Below are 20,475 nucleotides of genomic sequence, written 5' to 3'. Positions count from 1 at the left end.
AAGCTGGACTACCCGCAGCAGCGCAGATTGCGCACGGAGATCGCCGGGCGCAGCCTGGAGGCCACCGAAGCCGGTCGCCAGGCTTTCCGCGCGGACCTGGCGGCGCGGGTCAAGACCTCGTATTTCGACGTCCTGCGGCGCGAGACGGAACTGGCAGCGGCCAAGGAGGACCTGGCCATGATGCGGCAGATCCATGACCGCGCCCGCCTGCGGGTGGAGGTTGGCGAAGCGCCGCGCTACGAGTTGATCAAGGCCGAGACCGAACTGCTCGGCGCACAGAAGACGCTGCAGAGCGCCCAGTTGCGGGTCAACCAGGTCAAGGCGGCGTTGCGCCAGCAGGTAGGCGGTGCCTTGCCCGTGGCCTATTCGCTCGCCGGCAGCCTGAACCAGCAGACGGCGCTGCCGGCCCTGCCGGTGCTGCGCGACACGCTGGCCGGCGTCAACGCTGAACTGGCCCAGCGCCGCCTGGAAGCCGACCGCGCCAGCCTGGCGGTGGATTACCAGCGTTCGCTGCGGCTGCCCGAACTGGCGGTGCGCGCCAGCGCCGAGCGCCAGCCGGACAACACCGTCTCGCAGGTGGGCCTGGTCCTGACCATTCCGTTGTGGGACCGCCGCGCCGGCCCGGTGGGCGAAGCCACCGCGCAGGCCATCCAGGCCCGCACCGCGCTGGAGGCCCGCGAGTTCGAGCTGATGCAGGAGCTGGAGACGGCCTACCGGCAGTACGAGATCACCCAGTCCCAGGTGAGCGCGCTGGAAGGCGGCATCGTGCGCCAGGCCGAGTCCGCGCTGGCGGTGGCGGAGTCGGCCTACCGCTTCGGCGAGCGCGGCATCCTGGATTACCTCGATGCCCAGCGCGTGCTGCGCGGCGCGCGCAGCGACCTGATCGCGGCCCAGTACGAACTGCAGGCCGCCACCATCCAGATTGAGAAGCTGCTGTCGAACGTGCCCGGGCAGCCCGTGGCACCCACGGCACCCATGGCCCCTTCGGCTCCCTCGGCACCTACGGAATCCAAATAAGCATGCGTCCCCATTTCCTGTTTTCCCTGACGGCAACCGCAGCCCTGGTGTTTTCCCTGGCCGGCTGCTCGGACGAACCCGCGCCCGTGGCCGAAGCGCCCAGGCAGCCGCCCGGCATCGTCAAGCCGGAAGGCGCCTTGCAGCAATCGCTGAAGGTCGCGCCGGTCAGCGCCAGCCCCTTCAGCGAAGTGCTGCGGGTGGCCGGGCGTATCGATTTCGATGAACAGCGGGTGGCGCGCATCGGCGCCAGCGTGACCGGCCGCGTGACCGATCTTTACGGCATCCTGGGCCAGGAGGTCAAGGCTGGCCAGGTGCTCGCCCGACTGCATAGCAGCGAGCTGGGCGCGGCGCAGATGGCCTTCCTCAAGGCCGAGGCCCAGACCGAGCTGCAGGCCCGCAACGCCGAGCGGGCCCGCCAGCTGTTCGCTGCCGATGTGATCGGCCGAGGCGAGCTGCAGCGGCGCGAGAGCGAGCTGGCGATCTCGTCTGCCGAGATGCGCGCCTATCGTGACCAGTTGCGCGTGCTTGGCATGTCGGCCGGCGCGGTGGCGCAACTGGCCAAGAGCGGCAGCATCGATTCCTACTCGCCGGTGTTCTCCAGCATCAGCGGCACCGTGGTGGAGCGCAACGTGGCGCAAGGCCAGGTGGTGCAGCCCGCGGACGCGCTCTATACCGTGGCCGACCTGTCGCGCGTATGGGTGATCGCCGAAGTGCCCGAGCAGCAGGCCGCGCTGGTGGCCGAGGGCCAGAGCGTGGACATCGAGGTGCCGTCGCTTGGCAACGGCGCGGGCCTGAAGCAGATCACCGGCAAGCTTATCTACGTAGGCCGCACCGTGAATCCGCAATCGCGCACGGTGCTGGTCCGCACCGAGCTGGAAAACCGGGAAGGGCGCCTGAAGCCGGCCATGCTGGCCAGCATGCTGATCGCCAGCGCGCCCACCGAGCAACTGGTGATCCCGGAATCCGCCATCGTGCGCGACGGCAACGACGAGCTGGTGTATGTGGAGCAGGCCGGCGGCCTGTACCGCCTGGCCAAGGTCAGGCTGGGCGCAGAGAGCGACGGCATGCGCGTGGTGCAAAGCGGCGTGAAGGCGGGCGACCGCATCGTGGTGCAGGGCGCTTTCCATCTCGACAACGAGCGCAAACGCCTGGAACAGGGGTAACCGGACATGATGAAATCCCTTGTGGAAGCCGCTATCAAGCAGCGGCTGGTGGTGTGCGTGCTGGCCGTGGTGCTGTTCTTCTTCGGCCTGCGCGCGGCTACCAAACTGTCGGTGGATGCCTTTCCCGACGTGACCAATGTGCAGGTGCAGATCGCCACCGACGCCACCGGCCGCTCGCCCGAAGAGGTGGAGCGCTTTGTCACCGTGCCGGTGGAAATGGCGATGACCGGACTGCCGGGCCTGGAAGAGATGCGTTCGCTGAACAAAGCGGGCCTGTCGCTGATCACCCTGGTGTTTACCGATGCGACGGATGTCTACTTCGCCCGGCAACTGGTGATGGAGCGCCTGATCGAGGTGGCCGGCCGCATGCCCGAGGGCGTGACGCCGGTGCTGGGTCCGGTTTCCACCGGCCTGGGCGAGGTCTACCAGTACACACTGGACCGCGCCGACGACGGCAACCGCGCGCTGACCACCGAGGAGTTGTCCGAGCGGCGCATCGCGCAGGACTGGGTGGTGCGCCCGCTGTTGCGCTCGATCCCCGGCGTGGCGGAAATCAACTCGCAGGGCGGCTTCGTCAAGCAGTACCAGGTGCTGGTCAACCCGGACCGCATGCGGCATCACCAGATCACGCTGCAGCAGGTCTACCAGTCGCTGGCGCGCAACAACGCCAACTCCGGCGGCGGCGTGCTGCCGCACTATGCCGAGCAGTACCTGATCCGCGGCGTGGGCCTGGCCCGTGGCGTGGACGATATCGGCAGCATCGTGCTCAAGGAGATCTCTGGCACGCCGGTCTACCTGCGCGATGTGGCCGACGTGACCATCGGCCACGAGGTACGGCAGGGCGCGCTGGTCAAGAACGGCGAGACCGAATCGGTGGGCGGCATCGTGATGATGATGCGCGGCGGCAATGCCAAGGAAGTGGTGAGCCGCGTCAAGGCTCGGGTGGCCGAGATCAACGAGCGCGGCATGCTGCCGGGCAAGCTGCAGATCGTGCCGTACTACGACCGCAGCGAGCTGGTGGATTCTGCCCTGTGGACGGTGACCAAGGTGCTGCTCGAGGGGGTGGTGCTGGTGGTAATCGTGCTGTTCCTGTTCCTGGGGGATGTGCGCTCGTCGGTCATCGTGCTGGCCACGCTGGTGCTGACGCCGTTGCTGACCTTCATGGTAATGAACCAGGTGGGCTTGTCGGCCAACCTGATGTCGCTGGGGGGGCTTGCCATCGCCATCGGCCTGATGGTCGACGGGTCGGTGGTGGTGGTGGAGAATGCCTTCGAGCGGCTGGGGCATCGCGATCATTCAGGCATGAGCAAGACCGAGATCCTGGTCAAGGCCGTGCAGGAAGTGGCCACGCCGGTGATCGTTGGCGTGGGCATCATCATCCTGGTGTTCCTGCCGCTGATGACGCTGACCGGCATGGAAGGCAAGATGTTCGCGCCGCTGGCCTTCACCATATCCATCGCGCTGGCGATCTCGCTGTTCCTGTCGCTGACGCTGTCGCCGGTGCTGTCGTCCTACCTGCTCAAGGGCGGCGCCGAGCACGACACGCGGATGATCGCCTTCATGAAGCGGCATTACCTGCGCATGCTGCACTGGGCGCTCGGCAATAGCCGCAAGACCGTGATCGGCGCGGTGGGGGCGTTCCTGGCCACCCTGGCCATCGTGCCGCTGCTGGGCACGTCCTTCATCCCCGAGATGAAGGAAGGCTCGATCGTGCCGGCGCTGGACCGCGTACCGAATATCTCGCTGGAGGAGTCGGTCAAGCTGGAGATGGAAGCCAACAAACTGGTGCTGTCGGTGCCGGGAGTGAAGTCGGTAGTGTCCGGCGTGGGCCGCGGCGAAAGCCCGGCGGACCCGCAAGGCCAGAACGAATCGACGCCCATCGCCAGCCTGAAGGACCGCGACGAGTGGCCCGACGGCTGGACCCAGGACGATATCGCCAGCGCCATCCGCGAGAAGCTCAAGGCCATCCCCGGCGTGCAGATCGTGATGGCGCAGCCGATCTCGGACCGTGTCGACGAGATGGTCAGCGGTGTGCGTTCGGACGTGGCGGTGAAGGTGTTCGGCGACGACCTCGACAAGCTGCGCGAGCTCGCTGGCGAGATCGCGCGCGTGGCGGGCGGCATCCAGGGCTCGCAGGATATCCGCATCGAACGGATCTCCGGGCAACAGTACCTGTCGATCGAGATCGACCGGCAAGCCATCGCCCGCTACGGGCTGAACGTCTCCGACATCCACGACATCATCGAGATCGCCATCGGCGGCAAGCGCGCCACGGATATCTTCGAAGGCGAGCGCCGCTTTGCCGCCGCCGTGCGTCTGCCCGAGGACTTCCGCGACAACGTGCAGGCCATCCGCCAGCTGCTGGTGGCCACGCCCAACGGCGCCCAGGTGCCGCTGCAAAGCGTGGCCAGGATCGAAGTCACCGACGGTCCCGCGCAGATCAGCCGCGAAATGGCCAAGCGCCGCGTAGTGGTGATGATCAACGTCAAGGACCGCGACCTTGGCGGCTTCGTCGCCGAGCTGCAGCAGGCGGCCGGCAGCAAGGTCAAGCTGCCGGAAGGCTACTACCTGGAGTGGGGCGGCCAGTTCCAGAACATGGAACGCGCCATGGGCCACCTGAAGATCATCGTGCCGGTGACCATCGCCGCGATCTTCTTCCTGCTGTTCCTGCTGTTCAACTCCGTGCGTTTTGCCACGCTGATCATCACCGTGCTGCCGTTTGCTTCCATCGGCGGCATCATCGGGCTGTTCATCACCGGCGAGTACCTGTCGGTGCCGGCCTCGGTGGGCTTTATCGCGTTGTGGGGCATGGCGGTGCTCAACGGGGTGGTGCTGGTGTCGTATATCCGCACGCTGCGGGACTCCGGCCTGTCGCTGGACGAAGCGGTGGTGCAGGGCGCTACCCAGCGTTTCCGTCCGGTAATGATGACGGCGACCATCGCCATGCTGGGGCTGGTGCCGTTCCTGTTCTCCACCGGTCCGGGATCGGAAGTGCAGCGTCCGCTGGCGGTGGTGGTGATCGGCGGGCTGATCACCTCGACCTTGCTGACGCTGGTGATGGTGCCGACGCTGTACCGCTGGTTTGACAACCGGAAGCCGGATCCGAGCAGGGATGTGCCGGTGTAAAGCCGGACATAACCTGGAAGGAGCCTGAAGCAAGGCGGCGCCCCACGCAGTTCCGGTGGGGCGTTTTTTTCTCACATGGGGCGCTGCGCCGCGACGCGCCGCTTCACGAACGTTACTTCACCAAGCCGAGCACTTCGCGGAACCGTTCATGCCGGCTCGTGCGCAGCCATTCGAAGGCAATCATCTCGACAGTGGCTGCAGTGGCCCCGTCCCGCCGCATCCTGTCGACGGCCGCCTCGTAGCTGGCGCGCTTGCGCGAGCCTATGGCATCCAGCACGACGGTGACTTTCAGGCCGTGGTCCAGCAGCCCGGCGACGGTCTGGAGAACGCAGACGTGGGCTTCGCAGCCGGCTACCACCACATGCTTTCGCCCGGCAGGGAGCGCGTCGGGCAGACCGTCCCGGCATGCATCGAAGTGGTCCTTTGCCACGGTCCGGTCGCACAGCCTTTTGATCTCATCGAGATTTTCGCCGAGGCTGCCGGGGCTTTGCTCGGTGCCGACTATGGGCACGCCCAGGACGCGCGCGATGTTGGCAAGACGTATGGCCTCCTTTACGACGCGATCGCCATCGTGTATTGCCGGCATCAGGCGAGCCTGGAAATCCACCAGCACCAGAGTAGATTCAGCGGCATTGTGCAGCATGCTCGTCTCCATTGGTTTTTCGGTTTTCGGCAATTTTGGTTGCTCCGGCGCGCGAGGCTGGGCGTCGCTTTGGATCCCCCGCCCCGATGGTACTTCAGGCAGGTCGGCCATGACCGGAGCGCCGGGCCGCCGCGCGAACAGCATTTTCCATGCGGCGCGTTGCGCGCGATCGCGCTGCGGACAGGCAGCGCCTAGAAGCCAGGGATGATGATATCGCCGAGCAGTTCCCCGGTTTCGCGGCGGAAGCGCTCTATCAGGAAATCGAGGAGCACGCGTACGCGGGGCACCATGAATCTGGTGCCGTGAAATACGGCGTGGACCCCGGCCTCGCTCGGGCTCAGACCGGGCAGCAGGATTTTCAGCGCCCCGGCGCGGACGTCCGCGGCGGCATCCCAGATGGTCTTGCGCGCTATGCCGCGGCCCGCCAGCACCCAGGCCCGGGCCTGCGCCCCGTCATTGGTTTCCCATGCCTGGTCCATCGGCACCGTGTGGCTGCAGGGCTGCTCGTCCATGACGAATTGGAACTCGTTCAACGGGCCTGCCGCGGTGACCAGTACGATGAACTGGTGATTGGCCAGGTCCGCTGGCGTCCTGGGTTCGCCGTGCCGGGCGAGATAGTCGGGCGATGCGCACAGCACGCGCCGGTTGGGCGCCAGGCGCCGAGCGATCAGCGTACCGTCGCTCGGCACGCCAAAGCGAATCGCCAGGTCGATATCGTCCTGCAGCAGGTTCGACAGCGAGTCCGATAACGACAGCGCAATCTTCAGGTCCGGATACAGGCCGAGGAATTCATCGAGCCACTGGCTCAGCAGGTTCCGGCCGAAATCCGACGACGCCGAAATCCGCAGCTTGCCGCGCACCGTGTTCCGACCTGCCTGGAGCGCAGCTTCCGCATCGTCGACGGCGCGCAGGGCGATCCGGCAATGCTGCAGGTACAGGCGGCCCTCGTCAGTCAAGCGCAACTGGCGCGTGGTGCGATCGAACAGCCTTGCGTGCAACGCCGCCTCCAGCTTGAAAAGCCGTGCGCTTGCCGCGGCGGGGGAGACACCGAGCCTGCGCCCAGCCGCGGACAGGCTGCCTAGTGCCGCTGCTTCTGCAAACAGGCGCATGTCGCCGAGTCGATCCGTGGCCATTTTTCACGTGGATTTGAAAATCATTCCAATGGTAAGCCAATTATCGCCGGCGCCGCTCGCCACTACGCTGACGCATTGCAAACCAAACGAAGGATCCACGATGAAAGGCAGACAGCAATGAGTGATAACACTCTCCAGGCGGTGAGTGCGGCATCCTCGGGGGGCGCCCACCCGTCCACCGCTGGCCACCTTCCCATGGGGGCCTTGCTGGCCCTGACCATGGCCAGTTTTATCGCGACCGCCAATGAAACCGTACCGGCCGGCCTGCTCCCGCAGATCGCGCATGGCTTTGGTGTTTCAGAGGCGTGGGCAGGTCAACTCGTGACACTTTGCGCACTGGGCTCCGGCCTGGCGGCGATCCCGTTGACCATCGCCTTGCGTGGCTGGCGCCGGCGTCGCGTGCTGTTGCTGGCGGCGGGCGGCTTCTTCGTCTGCAATGCCGTGACCGCCGCGTCTCCCTATTTCGCGTTGACGCTGGCGGCGCGCTTCATGGTGGGCATCGCTACCGGGCTGGCCTGGAGCCTGCTGGCAAGCTACGCCAGGCGCATGGTGGCGGGCCCGCAGCAAGGGCGGGCCCTCGCGGTGGCAATGGTCGGCATACCGCTGGCCTTGTCGCTGGGCGTGCCGCTGAGCGCCTGGGCCGGCGCACTGGCCGGGTGGCGCAGCATCTTCGGCATCCTGTCCGGGCTGACTTTGGTGCTGATGGCGTGGGTGTTCCTGAGGGTGCCCGACTTCCCCGGGGAGACGGCCGGCCGGCGCCAGCCGATGCGCGAGGTCCTGGCAACGCCGGGTGTGTGCCCGGTGCTGTTCGTGATCCTGGCCTGGATCCTTGCCCATTACATCCTCTATACCTATATCTCGCCGTTCCTGGCTTTGGCCGGCCTGGCCGGTCGCGTGGACCTGGTGCTGCTGATCTTCGGTATCGCGGCCATCCTGGGCATCTGGCTCACTGGCCTGCTGGTGGATCGCTGGCTGCGTGCGCTGGTGCTGATCAGCCTTGGGGTATTCGCCCTGGTCTCGCTGGCGCTGGGTATCGGCGGCACCTCGCCCGCGGTGGTGTATGTCTGCGTCGCGGCCTGGGGGCTGAGCTTCGGCGGCGCGCCGACGCTGCTGCAGACTGCCCTGGCCGACGCCGCCGGCGACGGTGCCGAGGTCGCACAGTCGATGCTGGTGACCGTCTTCAACCTCGCCTTTGCCGGCAGCGGCGTGATCGGCGGCGTGCTGCTGGAGACCGCGGGCGCCGCGGTCTTCCCCTGGGTGTTGCTGGCGTTGCTACTGGCCGGCCTGGCTGCCACCTGGCGAGCCAGGCGGCATGGCTTCCGGCCTGGCCGGCGTATATCGATGCAGTGAAAACCTTCCCGTGGACAACGCGGCGCGGCGCCTAGCCGTGCTTGAAAGGCTGGCCGAGCGGGCGCGTGCGGATGCCCTCGGCTAGCCGGCTCCACGGCAGGTCCGCCGAATCCGCGAGCATCGGGCCGGGGGCCTTGGCGACCAGGACCTGCTCCGCGATCGGCTCGAAGTCGGCGCGGAAATGCACCGAACTCTTTACCACCAGGATTTTCATCGCCTCGGGCTCGACGCCGCCAACCCGGAACAGATTGCGGTCGAGCATCTGCACCTTCATCGCGCACACCACCACGCGGATGCCGCCGATCCGCAGGCAGGCAACGGCGCCGAGATCCACCGGCATGCCGTGCATCATCGGGCCGTCGAAGCGGGTCTTGCCGTCCGACAGGCTTTCCACCAGGAAGTCGCCGATAAAGGGGGAGTCTCCGGGCACGCCGGATTGGCCACCGAGGCTGAGCCTGATACGGCTGCCCGCGCCGGCGCGTACGGCTTCGGCCACGGCGGCGGGATCGTAGAACAGGCCGATGGCCGCGTCCTGCACGCCGGCGTCGACCAGGGCGCGCAGCATGCCGGTGGTGTTGGCATCGCCGCCGGCACCGGGGTTGTCTTGCGTATCGGCGATCACCACCGGGCGCGTCGCATGCCTGGCGAGCTGCTGCGCGATGCGTACCGCTGCCTCGGGAGCATGGAAGGTGACCGACCATTCGGCTTCCGCTGCCATCACTGCCAGGTACAGCGTCTCGACGGCCCGCTCCACCGCGTTCGCATCCGTGCCGTAGCCCCAAAGCACCGGCCCGCATTCCGGGAAGTCCGCAGCCGGGAAGCCCGGCGCGAATGACAGGGAGCTGACGCCTTCGCGCCGCTCCAGCTCCGCCAGCATGGCGTAGATGCGTCCGGCTGGCTCGAGCAGCGTGCACATGCCGTTGATCGGGATCAGGAAGGGCAGGCGGCGCACGCTGCGGTGCCAGCCGGCTTGCGCGCCGATGCGCTCGCGCAGCAGCGCCGCGGCCAGCGCGCCGGTAGCCGCCATATCGATGTGCGGATAGGTGCGGAAGGCCACCAGGGCGTCGGCGGATGCCAGCATGCGTTCGGTGACGTTGGCGTGCAGGTCCAGGCTGGCCACGATGGGCACCTGTGAGCCCACCTGGCGGCGCAGGCGGCTCAGCAGTTCGCCTTCGCCGTCGTCGGCATGCTCGGCCACCATGGCGCCGTGCAGGTCCAGGTAGATGGCATCGTAGCGGGCCGCGCCGGCGGCCTCGACGATTTCGCCGGCAATGCGCTCGTACGCGGCCTGGGTGACATGCGCGGACGGACTGGCACCGGCCCAGATCACCGGTTCGATGGTGTGCGCCTGCGCCAGTGCCGCGTCGATAAAGCCCCCGGCGGGAATATTGACCTCGCGCAGCGCGAGCATGGCCTGGCCGCGCGCCATGGCGGGAAAGCTCTCGCCGCGCACGAAGTTCTCGTAGTCGGCCTTGGAGGGGGCAAAGGTATTGGTCTCGTGCTGAAACCCGGCCACCAGGATATGCATCGGTAATTGTCCGTTGGATGAGGAAATGATGGCCGGAGCAGGCGCCGGCCGGTGTCGGAAGCGCTTCAGGCGCGGACGGCCGCCGTGCCAGGCCGCCGGTTGACCACCAGCAGCAGGGCGCCGGCCACGAGCAGGGCGGCGATCGCATACAAGCCGGCGCTGAGCGAGCCGGTAGCCTCTTTGGCCCAGCCGATGATGGCGGGGCTGAGGAAGCCGCCCAGCAGGCCGATGCTATTGATCAGTGCGATGCCGCCGGCTGCCGCCTCGCCTTTCAGGTACTCGGACGGCATCGCCCAGAACACCGTATAGGCAGCCCACATCATGCCGGTGGCGAGCGTGATGCTCGTCAACGACAAGGCGAAATTGCCGGGCGCGCTGGTGGCCACGCACAGGCCGACGCCGGCGAGCAAGGCCGGCACCATGGTGTGCCAGCGCCGCTCGCGCCGGCGGTCGGAGCTGCGGGCGAAGGCGAGCATGCAGGCAATGGCGGCGATATAGGGGATGGTCGAGTAGAAGCCGATCTGCATGGTATCGACCACCCCGGCGTTCTTCAGCAGGGTGGGCAGCCAGAAGCTGACCGCGTAGATGCCGCAGATCAGGCAGAAATACGTGGCGGCCATGCCGTAGACCTTGCTGTCCTTCAGCACGTCGCGGAAGGCGTGTTTCTGCTGCGCAGAGCGCTGGGCGAGATCGGCATGCAGCAGCGCTTTTTCCGCCGCGCTGAGCCAGCGGGCGTCGCCGGGCCGGTCGTCCATGATCTTGTAGGCAAGGGCGCCCAGCAGCAGGCAAGGCAAGCCCTCGATCAGGAACATCCATTGCCATCCGTCCAGCCCGTGCGCGCCCGAGAAGGCCGTCATGATCCAGGTGGACATCGGTCCGCCGACGATGCCGCCGATGGGCCCGGCGCACATCACCAGCGCCATCACCCCCGCCATGCGCGACTGGGAGTACCAGTAGGTCAGGTAGAAGATCATGCCCGGCGCGAAGCCGGCTTCGAACACGCCCAGCAGGAAACGCAGGGCATAGAAGCTCCACTCGCCCTGCACGAACAGCATGCAGGCCGACGTCGTGCCCCACAGCACCAGGATGCGGCTGATGGTCCGGCGCGCGCCAATACGCGCAAGCAGCAGGTTGCTGGGCACCTCGAACATCACGTAGCCGAGGAAGAAGATGCCGGCGCCAAGGCCGTAGGCCGCATCGCTGAGGCCGACGTCCTGCTGCATCTGCAGCTTGGCGAAACCGATATTGATGCGGTCGAGGTAAGCGAAGACGTAGCACAGCAGCAGGAAGGGCAGGATGCGCCAACTGATCTTGCGGTAAAGCGCTGCCAGCCGCGGATCCTGGCGCTGGTCGGGGGTTTTGTGGGCGACAGACATGCGGGTCTCCTCCTTATCGTTTGTTCTTATGTTTGTTGTCATGGATCGGCGCCAGTGGCCGTACCCGGCGCGCAATGGCCATTATTGTCATGGCCTGCGTTCGAGACAATGACCACGGTGGTAAATTATCGTTGCTCTACGGGCAACGCAGCAGTCGACGCTGCCGTTGGCGCAGCGGCCGCATGGGCGGCGGCGGCCGGGAGCGTGCCGGTGGGGATCGCGGAAGATCAGGCCGGGATCGGGGCAAGAAAAAGAGGGGGAGCGTATATGCAGGAAATCAGCCAGTCGCGTCTGCGCTATTTTCATGAAGTGGTGGCCTGCGGCTCGATCCGCGGCGCCGCCGAGAAGCTGAACTCGGCGGCATCGGTGATCAGCCGGCAGATCCAGTTGCTGGAAAAGGAACTGGGCCTGCCCTTGTTCGAGCGCCGTGCGCGCGGGCTGGTGCCGACCGAAGCCGCCGACATGCTGCTGGAGTACCACCGTGGCTGCCGCGCGCAGCATGAGCACCTGAGCACGCGCCTGCAAGAGCTGCGCGGCATGCAGCGCGGCAACCTCCAGCTGGCCATCAGCGAGGGGTTTGTCGATGACCTCACGGCCCGCGTGATCGGACCATTCTGTATCGACTACCCGCAACTGAACGTGGGCATCCAGGTACGCTCGGTCAACGAAGTGGTGGAAGCGGTCGCAACAGATTGCGCGCATATCGGGCTGGCCTACAGCCCGCCGGCGCACCCGGCCATCCGTTGCCGGTTCCGCAAGGTCCACCCGGTTTGCCTGCTGGTCGGCAGGGACCATCCGCTGGCTGGCCACGAAGGCCCGGTAACGCTGGCCGATGCGATGCGCTATCCGCTTGCGCTGATGACCGCGCCCTATGGCCTGCGGCAGATTATCGACGTGGTGGAGTTCACCGAGCGCATTCACCTGACGCCAGCACTGACCACCAATTCGCTGCAGGTGCTGAAGCAGTTTGTCCGCAGCGGCGCGGGCGTTACCTTTATGCCGGTGCTTGGCGCACGGCTCGAAATCGAACGGGGAGAACTGGCCGCGCTGCCGGTGGCGCATCCGGTGCTGCTGTCGCCGGAATGCCAGGCCATTGTGCGGCTGGGCCGGCCATTGCCGACAGCGGCAAACGAATTGCTCAGGCGCATCGGTGCCAGTTTGCCGGTCTTCGCCGATTGAGCGCGTGAGCGCTGCGGATGCATGAAGGGGAAGGAATGGGGGATCGGCGATCCCTGCGGCATCGATAAAAAAACGGCTTAGAGACCAAGCCTCTAAGCCGTTCTTTTTACCGCTTGTGTCAGGTGGTGCGGCTGGCAGGATTCGAACCCACGACCCCTTGGTTCGTAGCCAAGTACTCTATCCAACTGAGCTACAGCCGCACTTGAGGGCGAGACTATATCGCGCGGTCCGCGGGTACGCAAGTGTTTTTTGAGGATATGGATGCCGCGGCAGATCTTGAGATCCACCGCCTGTTTCGCTCACCGCGGATCAGCGAAGAGCCGGAAAAGACCTGTCCTCCTGGCGCAATGTGTTTCCAGCGAATCTACTCAACAAGCTATTCACTTGGCGAAATTCTTGTTGTACAATCCGGCCTCCGTTGCACAGACGGGCCTTAGTTCCCCGATAGCTCAGTTGGTAGAGCGCCGGACTGTTAATCCGTAGGTCCCTGGTTCGAGCCCAGGTCGGGGAGCCAAAAAGCGGGAGTAGCTCAGTTGGTAGAGCGCAACCTTGCCAAGGTTGAGGTCGCGAGTTCGAGCCTCGTCTCCCGCTCCAGAATATAGATCTACAGCGTTCCACCGAGTTCTGTAAGGCATTGAAAACAGGGGCGAAAGCCCCTTTTTTCATTCCAGTGCCTTCCACTGGAATCCAACACCAGCCAGCGCTTTTTAGTCCATTTTTCAGTCCATCGATACGGACGAGTGCTTGAACGCATTGTTGCTGTTTGGCAGCGGGCGATATGTCGACCATCTGTTCCTGAACCCAGGTGCAGAGGAGTTGAGCGTGGCACTATCCGACACCGCCGTGCGCCAGGCCAAGGCCGCCGGCAAGGAACACACCCTCGGCGATACTGATGGTCTGTCCTTGGCGGTATCCCAAAAAGGCAACAAAAGCTGGCATTTTCGCTACTGCCGGCATGACAAGCAAAAGCGCCTCGCTCTAGGCACTTATCCCGAGATTTCCCTCAAAGAAGCCCGAACCAGACGCGACGAAGCTCGCGAGCTGGTCGCCCGCGGCATCAATCCTCACAAGCATCGCAATCAGGAGCGCCGGCTGGCCCTGTTGGCCGAAGAGCACACCTTCCTGAAGGTGTTCGAGCAGTGGTTCGAATTCCGCAAGCTGAGCCTGAAGGCGGGCCGTCAGAGCACTCAGGAGCAAATTCGGCACATCTTCCACAAGGACCTTCTGCCCAGCCGTGAACATCTGCTGCCGCCAGCCGGCGAGTCCGGACTCCCGCATTGGACAAACCTCCGTTAAGCCGATCGCAAATCATGAGGAAAATGGATCGGACCGAGTTATCGCTGAGAAAACGTAGTCCAAGAATTTGACGCAACAGCTTCCAAGGGCAACGCCTGCTACAGTAGTCCTCCAGGCGTTCCCCGGCTGCACGTTCTGCACACGCAGGTACAGGAGGAACACGGTAGAGTCCAGCAGGCAGTGATCCTAGCCACTGCTGCTCCCACAGCGGCGGTGTGTTGATTAGCCATTTCATTTCCAATTTGGAGAATGCCAATTCAAACTGCCTTGTTTTTCGCACGTTCAGCCACCGGGGCGGCCCTATGGCGCGCCCTTGCAACCGCTGCGTTGTTTGCAGCTTCGACCTACGTGCAAGCAGCGTCGATATCCTTGGAGGTCGAGTTGGCGGACACGTCCATTGCCTATCTGGATGAGTCCACGCAGACCACCTTGTGGCCGCAGATATGGAACCATGCAGACCTCGTCGCCTATTACCTGCCCACCGAGGGTATCGAGGGCGAGGCGCAGAAGACGCGCCCCCGCTTGCAGTTGTTCACCTGCTGGGTAGGCACCACCTGTATTCCGGCCCCGCGCTTCGAGATGGAGTCGTCGCTGATCGTGCACAAAGTCACGGCAAAAGCGCAAGTGCTGCAGGGGGCTGCAGGCCAGCCGCTGAAGCTGCGCTTCGAGCTGCCAGAAGCGCCCGCGCCGCATTACTACTTCTCTCATTCCGAACTGCGGGCGCCCGCAAATGCGCTGTGGCGTGTCCCAATGTTTGCCGGCTGGGATCGCGAGCTGTCGTCGGACGGCCGGCGTCGTTTTGCCTGGCAGCGTAAACAACCCCTGAGCATTGCGCTGGTCCTCGCGGAGAAGGACACGGTCGGCTATCAGTTGGTGGATTTGGGCGTCAGAACACCGGGGCAGTTGGACCATTACGGCGATCCATTGGCCGCGACCACCATGCGCGCCAGCCTCAGCGGACCGGATGGCCGCGTGCGCCAGCTGTCGTGGCCGGGCCAGTTGAGCCAGGAACTGTCGCAACGCCTTCTGGCATCACCGGATTTAGCCAGAACAGGGCGTATTCCAGCCGACCTCAAGCGCAATCAGTTTCCCGAGCGGCTGTCTTCGTTTCATGCCAAGGAACGCATCAGTACGGTGGTCATGCCGAACAGTACGCCGCGCTGGCATGGCTTAAAGCACTACAACGCGCCCGAGGGTGTCTTGTTGGTGCTGATGCAGAGCGGGCCCATTGCACAGGTGGAACTGATGGCCGAAGCAGGTACTGAACGAGCGATAGAGGGGAACGTACCGGTCAAGCGAGAGACCTGGATGTTTTTCAACGGCAAGCCGATGCGCTACCGCGGGCAAATGCAGTACGGCAACAATGCCGACCATATGCCTGATACCAAGTGGCGGGTGGACTGGGTGGACGGAGTGCGGCTGGATGCAATGGCCGCGAATGTGTCGCCCAGCTTCCTAGTCAAACGGGTACCGGATTGCCGTTGGCAGGGCTGCCGGGACAACCTGGCTGAGGCGAAAGCTCAGTTGGCAGCGAGCGATGCGCAGCTGCAATCAGAAGGAGAACGCTACCTGCGACTTGCACGCGAGGGTAACTGAAACAACGCGTACTTATCCAGCACTACGGTATCTTGGACGCTCAATAGCCCTCCACTCGCTCGCCCGGCAATGCGTATGCTTGTGGCTGCGCGTGAAGCGGCGCGCTCGCTTAAGGCGAGCAATCGCCACTATCGGCGCTCCTACGGGACGATCCAGTCGCGCCTGCGCGCGATTGCCGGGTTCCTCAACTGGCCAAGCGTGTAAAAACGCTGTCCTTCGCGAAATCTCACAATGCTTTGATGTATTGTCGGTCGCCAGGACTAGATCGACTCCAAAGAAATGAAAATGACATTGACTGTCGAAAGGTTGGTCAGGATAGCAATGGCCAATCCGATAAACGCTGAAATTACCTCACGCTTGCCTTCACTCGGTTTGAATCAATGCATGCTCACTGCGGGCTGCCTGTTTCAATCCGTCTGGAATCATCAGTCGAGCCTGCCGTCAGCTTGGGGGGTGAAGGACTACGACGTTTTTTACTTCGACAATGATCTGTCTTGGGAGGCCGAGAATGAGGTCATCAACTCGGCTCAGGACCTCTTCCAAGACCTCGAAGTTAGCATTGAGATCAAGAATCAGGCTCGCGTCCACCTTTGGTACAATCAGCGGTTTGGCCGGTATTACCCTCAGCTTCAGTCGGCTAAAGACGGTATTGATCGCTACTTGATTGCAGGTACGTGTATTGGACTGGATGCTGAAACAGGTGAAGTCTATGCGCCTTACGGTCTGGCCGACATAGAGCAAGGGGTGCTTCGTATGAATCCAAAAAATCCCCAGCCAGACTTGTTCGATCAGAAGGCGAAAAGTTATCAAGCTCGCTGGCCTTGGCTCAAGATCATGGAAACCAACGATCGATAAAGACCGTTTATCATCACGATATGATTATTTACAAGGGCAGTTTCAAGTCTGAGCTGCAACACCGGTTCGTAATTTGTTGATCTCTTCTGCCATGGCTTCTGCCGGAGTGGCAAAGTCAAGAACTGCCCGAGGACGGTAGTTCGCGAAGCATCACCCCAACGCGATCGCAGCCGGGTCGTGATGACTTGAGGCGCCACCTCTTCGCCACTTTGAAGCCGCCTTGTGCGGCTTCTTTCTCACGTTGGTTACAGCGGCGCCACGCCTATGGCTCTGGGAGGCTTGGCAGTCTTCCTCGGGGCCCGGCTGTATCGCAGGGATATATCTCGGGTTCTAAATACCCTGCCAATGGGCGGTACCTAGCGCCGGCCGCCTAGCCAAAACCAGACTTTCCGTTGTCACAATACATTAGTACATTCAGTCATCATTTTTGCATGCGATCAACGGCCTATTCAAGGCGCATGCGAGTGCTGCAGCGCTGTCGATGAAATCGACCACCATCCTGTCATAGGCCGTTCGATTCGCATACCACTTACAAACGATATGCTCGACAAGAATCCGTTGCTGACGCTGGTCGGTGGCGAAGCAGAGCATCCGGGTGAAGCTGCGCCTCCCATGGACACTGTTCTCGCCAGCCTGGTGATGATCGCCCGGTTCCATGGGGTACCCGCGGAGCCCGAACAGATTGCACACGAACACCGCAGCGGTAGCAGTCTCACACTCGATGAACTGCGACTCGCCGCCAAACAGCTAGGTCTATCGGCCAAGGTCACGCGTCCAACGGTGGCTCGCCTGTCGCTCCAGCCTTTGCCGGCGCTGGCCCTGGACCGTGACGGTCGGGCTTTTGTGCTGGCCCGTTGCGAAGGCGGCAAGGTCTTGGTTCAGTCGCCAGAGACCAGTCGCCCGGAAATCGTTGCCGAGGCCGAGTTCCTCGCTCGCTGGTCCGGCACGCTGATCCTGTTTTCTTCGCGTGCCTCGGTGGTGGGCGACCTCGCCAAGTTCGACTTCACCTGGTTCATTCCCGCAGTAGTCAAATACCGAAAGCTGCTGGGCGAAGTCTTGTTGGTGTCCTTCGTGCTGCAGCTGTTTTCCTTGGTCACACCGCTGTTCTTTCAGGTGGTCATGGACAAGGTGCTGGTCCACCATGGCTATACCACCCTTGATGTCATCGCGATCGGCCTCCTGGCGGTAACCGTGTTCGAGGTGGTGCTCACAGCGCTGCGTACCTACGTCTTCTCCCACACAAGCAGCCGCATCGACGTGGAACTCGGCGCCCGGCTATTCCGACACCTGCTGGCGCTGCCGCTCGCGTACTTCCAGGCCCGACGCGTGGGCGACTCGGTCGCGCGCATCCGTGAGCTGGAAACCATTCGTTCCTTTCTGACCGGCAACGCCATCACGTTGGTTCTTGACCTGGTCTTCTCTGTGGTGTTTCTGGTCGTCATGTTCTACTACAGCGGGTGGCTGACCCTGATCGTGGTGATCTCGCTGCCCAGCTATTTCCTGTTGTCGCTCCTATTCACGCCCGTGCTGCGGGCACGCCTGCATGAGAAGTTCAATCGGGATGCGGAGAATCAGGCGTTCCTAGTGGAAACCATCAGCGGGATCCACACCGTCAAGGCGATGGCGGTGGAGCCGCAATGGACCCGTAAATGGGACCAGCAGCTTGCGCACTACGTCGGAGCCGGCTTCAAGACGGCGACCATCGGCACCTTTGCCAACAGCGGCGTGACACTGATCAGCAAGTTGGTGACGGTGGCCACCATGTACTTCGGCGCCAAACTCGTCATTGAAGGCAAGCTCACCGTGGGCCAGCTGATTGCCTTCAACATGCTTTCCAGTCATGTGGCCACGCCTGTGATGCGCCTGGCGCAGCTGTGGACCGATTTCCAGCAGACCGGGATTTCAGTGCAACGCCTGGGGGATATCCTCAACAGCCGCACGGAGCTCAGCACGGCCAAATCCTCGCTCCCGACCGTTAGCGGCGCTATTGCGTTCGATGAGGTGGTGTTCCGCTACCGGCCCGACATGCCAGAAGTCCTGCGCGGCGTGTCGCTTGCGATTCGCCCGGGTGAGGTCATTGGCATTGTTGGCCGCTCCGGCTCGGGCAAGAGTACGCTGGCCAATCTGGTGCAACGTCTCTACACGCCGGAGCGGGGCAGGGTGCTGGTCGACGGGATCGACCTGGCGCTGGCCGACCCCTCCTCGCTGCGCCGGCAGATTGGCGTGGTGCTGCAGGAGAACGTCCTGTTTAGCCGCACCATACGTGAGAACATCGCCCTGATTGACCCTGGCGCACCGCTCGATGCGGTGATGCGTGCGGCGCAGCTGGCCGGTGCCCACGACTTCGTCGCCGAGCTCCCCGAGGGGTATGACACCCAGGTCGGCGAGCACGGCAGCACGCTATCCGGCGGCCAGCGCCAGCGCATCGCGATCGCCCGGGCCCTGATGGCCAATCCCCGCATCCTGATCTTCGACGAAGCTACCAGCGCGCTGGACTACGAGTCCGAGCGGATCATTCAGGAGAACATGAAGGCCATCTGCCGGGGGCGTACCGTACTGATCATCGCCCACCGGCTCTCGGCCGTGCGACAGGCCGATCGCATCGTTGTGATGGAAAAGGGCCAGATCGTGGAGGCCGGCAGCCACACTGAGCTGCTGCGCCGCCAGGGCGGGCACTACGCCCGACTATACGCCATGCAGGCAGGATAGCGTATGACTCTCCTTTATCAACTGCAGGGCCTGGCCGCCCTGTGCCAACGGTACCGCAGAGTCTGGCAAGCCGCCTGGCAAAACCGCAAAACGCTGGATGGCGCGGGCTACACCAGAAGCGAAGCCCAGTTCCTGCCGGCGACCCTGGCGCTGACCGAGACACCGGTTTCGCCGGCGCCGCGCTTGGTGATGTGGCTGCTGATGGGCTTCGCCGCGTTGGCGCTGGTCTGGGCCATCGCCGGCAGGATCGATATCGTCGCGAGCGCCCAAGGCAAGATCGTGCCCAACGCCCGCACCAAGATCATCCAGCCGCTGGAGGTCGCCACGGTGACGGCGATCCACGTGACCGATGGCCAGCGAGTCAAGGCAGGCGATGTCCTGATCGAGCTGGATCCGACCGCGAGCGCGGCAGACCAGGCACGGATCCTGAACGACCTTGCCCAGGCCAGGCTGCAGGCGGCCCGGGCGCAGGCGATGCTCGACGCGATCGAAAGTGGGAAGCCGCCCCACTTGAATCCCGCGAGCGAAATTCCCGACGTCGCCTATCAGGAAGCGCGCGTCTGGCTGCAAGGCCAATACAGCGACTACCAGACCCGGATCGCCAGGATCGATGCGGAGAGCGCCAAACGGGAAGCCGAGAAGCAATCTACCGCCGAGGTGGTCAAGAAGATCGAGCAGACGCTGCCCCTAGCCCAGCAACGGGCCCAGGACTTCAAGGATCTCGTGAGCAAGAACTTCGTGTCCAAACACGGCTACCTCGAGAAGGAGCAAGCGCGGCTGGAACTGGAAGCGGATCTGGCAACCCAGCGCAGCCGATACAGGGAGTTGGAGGCCGCCCTCAAGGAAACCCGTGCGCAACGCAGTGCGCAGACGGCGGAGAGCCGCAAGATCCATCTCGAAATCCTGAACGACGGTATCCAGAAAGCCGCCGCGCTCTCGCAAGACCTGAGAAAGGCGGAAACCCGAGTGAAACAGACCACCCTAACCGCCCCAGTGGATGGGACGGTGCAGCAACTGGCCGCGCACACAGTGGGCGGGGTCGTGACCGAAGCCCAGCCGTTGATGATCATTGTGCCGACAGACGATCCGCTGGAGATCGAGGCGTTTCTGGAGAACAAGGACATTGGCTTTGTGAGCCCGGGGCACGAGGCCACGGTCAAGATTGAGACGTTCCAGTACACAAAGTACGGCACGATCGACGGCACGGTGACCACGGTCTCGAACGACGCGATCAACGACGAGAAGAGGGGGTTGGTCTATTCGACACGGGTGAAGCTCAAGACCTCGACAATCCAGGTAGACGGCAAGACCGTCAATCTGGCGCCAGGGATGGCGGCGACGGTCGAGGTGAAGACCGGCAAGCGCAGGGTGATTGAATACTTCTTGACACCACTGATGCAATACTCGGACGAGAGCCTTAGAGAGCGATAAGCCGGAGCGGAAAGCTCTGGAATGTAAGGAGATACAACGATGTCAAAAAGAAGGATGGTGATACGGCGAGATT

Annotated in this window: 14 protein-coding genes and 3 tRNA genes; 12 read left to right on the top strand and 5 right to left on the bottom strand. The window is 63.8% G+C overall.

Annotated features, from left to right (window positions below):
- The 3 genes from P3W85_RS25310 to P3W85_RS25300 all read left to right on the top strand — a co-directional run.
- The coding region (locus P3W85_RS25310) for a TolC family protein (RefSeq protein ID WP_276266773.1) at positions 1–1,017 on the top strand (1,017 nt) is incomplete at its 5' end.
- A gap of 2 nt (positions 1,018–1,019) precedes the next feature.
- The gene (locus P3W85_RS25305; RefSeq protein ID WP_017230115.1) at positions 1,020–2,180 is read left to right on the top strand and encodes an efflux RND transporter periplasmic adaptor subunit; all 1,161 of its coding nucleotides are present in this window, start codon (positions 1,020–1,022) and stop codon (positions 2,178–2,180) included.
- 6 nt (positions 2,181–2,186) lie between these two features.
- A complete protein-coding gene (locus tag P3W85_RS25300) occupies positions 2,187–5,306 on the top strand; it encodes an efflux RND transporter permease subunit (RefSeq protein WP_017230114.1) in 3,120 nt (1,039 codons plus the stop codon).
- Between the two features lie 112 nt (positions 5,307–5,418).
- Here the strand turns inward: P3W85_RS25300 and P3W85_RS25295 are convergent, their stop codons facing one another.
- Together P3W85_RS25295 and P3W85_RS25290 are read right to left on the bottom strand one after the other, a co-directional pair.
- Positions 5,419–5,949, bottom strand: coding sequence for an isochorismatase family protein (locus P3W85_RS25295; RefSeq protein ID WP_017230113.1), 531 nt, complete (start codon positions 5,947–5,949; stop codon positions 5,419–5,421).
- Between the two features lie 191 nt (positions 5,950–6,140).
- On the bottom strand, positions 6,141–7,082 hold the full coding sequence (locus tag P3W85_RS25290; protein ID WP_017230112.1) for a LysR family transcriptional regulator: 942 nt from the start codon (positions 7,080–7,082) through the stop codon (positions 6,141–6,143).
- Between the two features lie 195 nt (positions 7,083–7,277).
- Between P3W85_RS25290 and P3W85_RS25285 the strand changes: the two genes are divergently transcribed.
- Positions 7,278–8,432 carry an MFS transporter gene (locus P3W85_RS25285; protein WP_276266775.1) on the top strand — a complete coding sequence of 385 codons (1,155 nt, stop codon included), beginning with the start codon at positions 7,278–7,280 and terminating at the stop codon, positions 8,430–8,432.
- 31 nt (positions 8,433–8,463) lie between these two features.
- Here the strand turns inward: P3W85_RS25285 and P3W85_RS25280 are convergent, their stop codons facing one another.
- Together P3W85_RS25280 and P3W85_RS25275 are read right to left on the bottom strand one after the other, a co-directional pair.
- Positions 8,464–9,960 carry a M81 family metallopeptidase gene (locus P3W85_RS25280; protein ID WP_276266772.1) on the bottom strand — a complete coding sequence of 499 codons (1,497 nt, stop codon included), beginning with the start codon at positions 9,958–9,960 and terminating at the stop codon, positions 8,464–8,466.
- Between the two features lie 65 nt (positions 9,961–10,025).
- Complete coding sequence (locus P3W85_RS25275) at positions 10,026–11,336, bottom strand: MFS transporter (protein ID WP_276266771.1); 1,311 nt, start codon at positions 11,334–11,336, stop codon at positions 10,026–10,028.
- A gap of 267 nt (positions 11,337–11,603) precedes the next feature.
- Between P3W85_RS25275 and P3W85_RS25270 the strand changes: the two genes are divergently transcribed.
- Positions 11,604–12,515, top strand: coding sequence for a LysR family transcriptional regulator (locus P3W85_RS25270; RefSeq protein ID WP_017230109.1), 912 nt, complete (start codon positions 11,604–11,606; stop codon positions 12,513–12,515).
- A gap of 123 nt (positions 12,516–12,638) precedes the next feature.
- Here P3W85_RS25270 and P3W85_RS25265 read toward each other — a convergent pair.
- Positions 12,639–12,715, bottom strand: a tRNA-Arg gene (locus P3W85_RS25265).
- Between the two features lie 238 nt (positions 12,716–12,953).
- Between P3W85_RS25265 and P3W85_RS25260 the strand changes: the two genes are divergently transcribed.
- The 7 genes from P3W85_RS25260 to P3W85_RS25230 all read left to right on the top strand — a co-directional run bounded on the left by P3W85_RS25260 (position 12,954) and on the right by P3W85_RS25230 (position 20,402).
- Positions 12,954–13,029: transfer RNA gene (locus tag P3W85_RS25260), tRNA-Asn, on the top strand.
- A 4-nt stretch (positions 13,030–13,033) separates the two neighbouring features.
- A tRNA-Gly gene (locus tag P3W85_RS25255) sits at positions 13,034–13,109 on the top strand.
- 150 nt (positions 13,110–13,259) lie between these two features.
- Positions 13,260–13,811 carry an Arm DNA-binding domain-containing protein gene (locus P3W85_RS25250; RefSeq protein ID WP_276266770.1) on the top strand — a complete coding sequence of 184 codons (552 nt, stop codon included), beginning with the start codon at positions 13,260–13,262 and terminating at the stop codon, positions 13,809–13,811.
- A gap of 381 nt (positions 13,812–14,192) precedes the next feature.
- Complete coding sequence (locus tag P3W85_RS25245; RefSeq protein ID WP_276266769.1) at positions 14,193–15,407, top strand: hypothetical protein; 1,215 nt, start codon at positions 14,193–14,195, stop codon at positions 15,405–15,407.
- Positions 15,408–15,692: 285 nt separating this feature from the next.
- The gene (locus tag P3W85_RS25240; RefSeq protein ID WP_276266768.1) at positions 15,693–16,262 is read left to right on the top strand and encodes a nucleotidyltransferase family protein; all 570 of its coding nucleotides are present in this window, start codon (positions 15,693–15,695) and stop codon (positions 16,260–16,262) included.
- Between the two features lie 540 nt (positions 16,263–16,802).
- Positions 16,803–18,971: a type I secretion system permease/ATPase gene (locus P3W85_RS25235; protein ID WP_430869612.1), complete on the top strand. Its 2,169-nt coding sequence runs from the start codon at positions 16,803–16,805 to the stop codon at positions 18,969–18,971.
- A gap of 3 nt (positions 18,972–18,974) precedes the next feature.
- Positions 18,975–20,402 (top strand): HlyD family type I secretion periplasmic adaptor subunit, encoded by a 1,428-nt coding sequence (locus P3W85_RS25230; protein WP_276266767.1) that lies wholly within the window; start codon positions 18,975–18,977, stop codon positions 20,400–20,402.
- The last annotated feature ends 73 nt before the right edge of the window (positions 20,403–20,475 follow it).

It is taken from the genome of Cupriavidus basilensis (assembly GCF_029335485.1).
GTDB lineage: Bacteria > Pseudomonadota > Gammaproteobacteria > Burkholderiales > Burkholderiaceae > Cupriavidus > Cupriavidus basilensis_E.
This window is presented reverse-complemented; position numbering and strand designations above follow the sequence as displayed.

What these genes read in the sequence shown, in the direction of transcription:
- P3W85_RS25240 (WP_276266768.1), top strand. Translation starts at nt 15,693, where the DNA reads ATGACATTGACTGTCGAAAGGTTGGTCAGGATAGCAATGGCCAATCCG.
- P3W85_RS25275 (WP_276266771.1), bottom strand. Translation starts at nt 11,336, where the DNA reads ATGTCTGTCGCCCACAAAACCCCCGACCAGCGCCAGGATCCGCGGCTG.
- P3W85_RS25230 (WP_276266767.1), top strand. Translation starts at nt 18,975, where the DNA reads ATGACTCTCCTTTATCAACTGCAGGGCCTGGCCGCCCTGTGCCAACGG.
- P3W85_RS25280 (WP_276266772.1), bottom strand. Translation starts at nt 9,960, where the DNA reads ATGCATATCCTGGTGGCCGGGTTTCAGCACGAGACCAATACCTTTGCC.
- P3W85_RS25290 (WP_017230112.1), bottom strand. Translation starts at nt 7,082, where the DNA reads ATGGCCACGGATCGACTCGGCGACATGCGCCTGTTTGCAGAAGCAGCG.
- P3W85_RS25300 (WP_017230114.1), top strand. Translation starts at nt 2,187, where the DNA reads ATGATGAAATCCCTTGTGGAAGCCGCTATCAAGCAGCGGCTGGTGGTG.
- P3W85_RS25270 (WP_017230109.1), top strand. Translation starts at nt 11,604, where the DNA reads ATGCAGGAAATCAGCCAGTCGCGTCTGCGCTATTTTCATGAAGTGGTG.
- P3W85_RS25305 (WP_017230115.1), top strand. Translation starts at nt 1,020, where the DNA reads ATGCGTCCCCATTTCCTGTTTTCCCTGACGGCAACCGCAGCCCTGGTG.
- P3W85_RS25285 (WP_276266775.1), top strand. Translation starts at nt 7,278, where the DNA reads ATGGGGGCCTTGCTGGCCCTGACCATGGCCAGTTTTATCGCGACCGCC.
- P3W85_RS25235 (WP_430869612.1), top strand. Translation starts at nt 16,803, where the DNA reads ATGCTCGACAAGAATCCGTTGCTGACGCTGGTCGGTGGCGAAGCAGAG.
- P3W85_RS25295 (WP_017230113.1), bottom strand. Translation starts at nt 5,949, where the DNA reads ATGCTGCACAATGCCGCTGAATCTACTCTGGTGCTGGTGGATTTCCAG.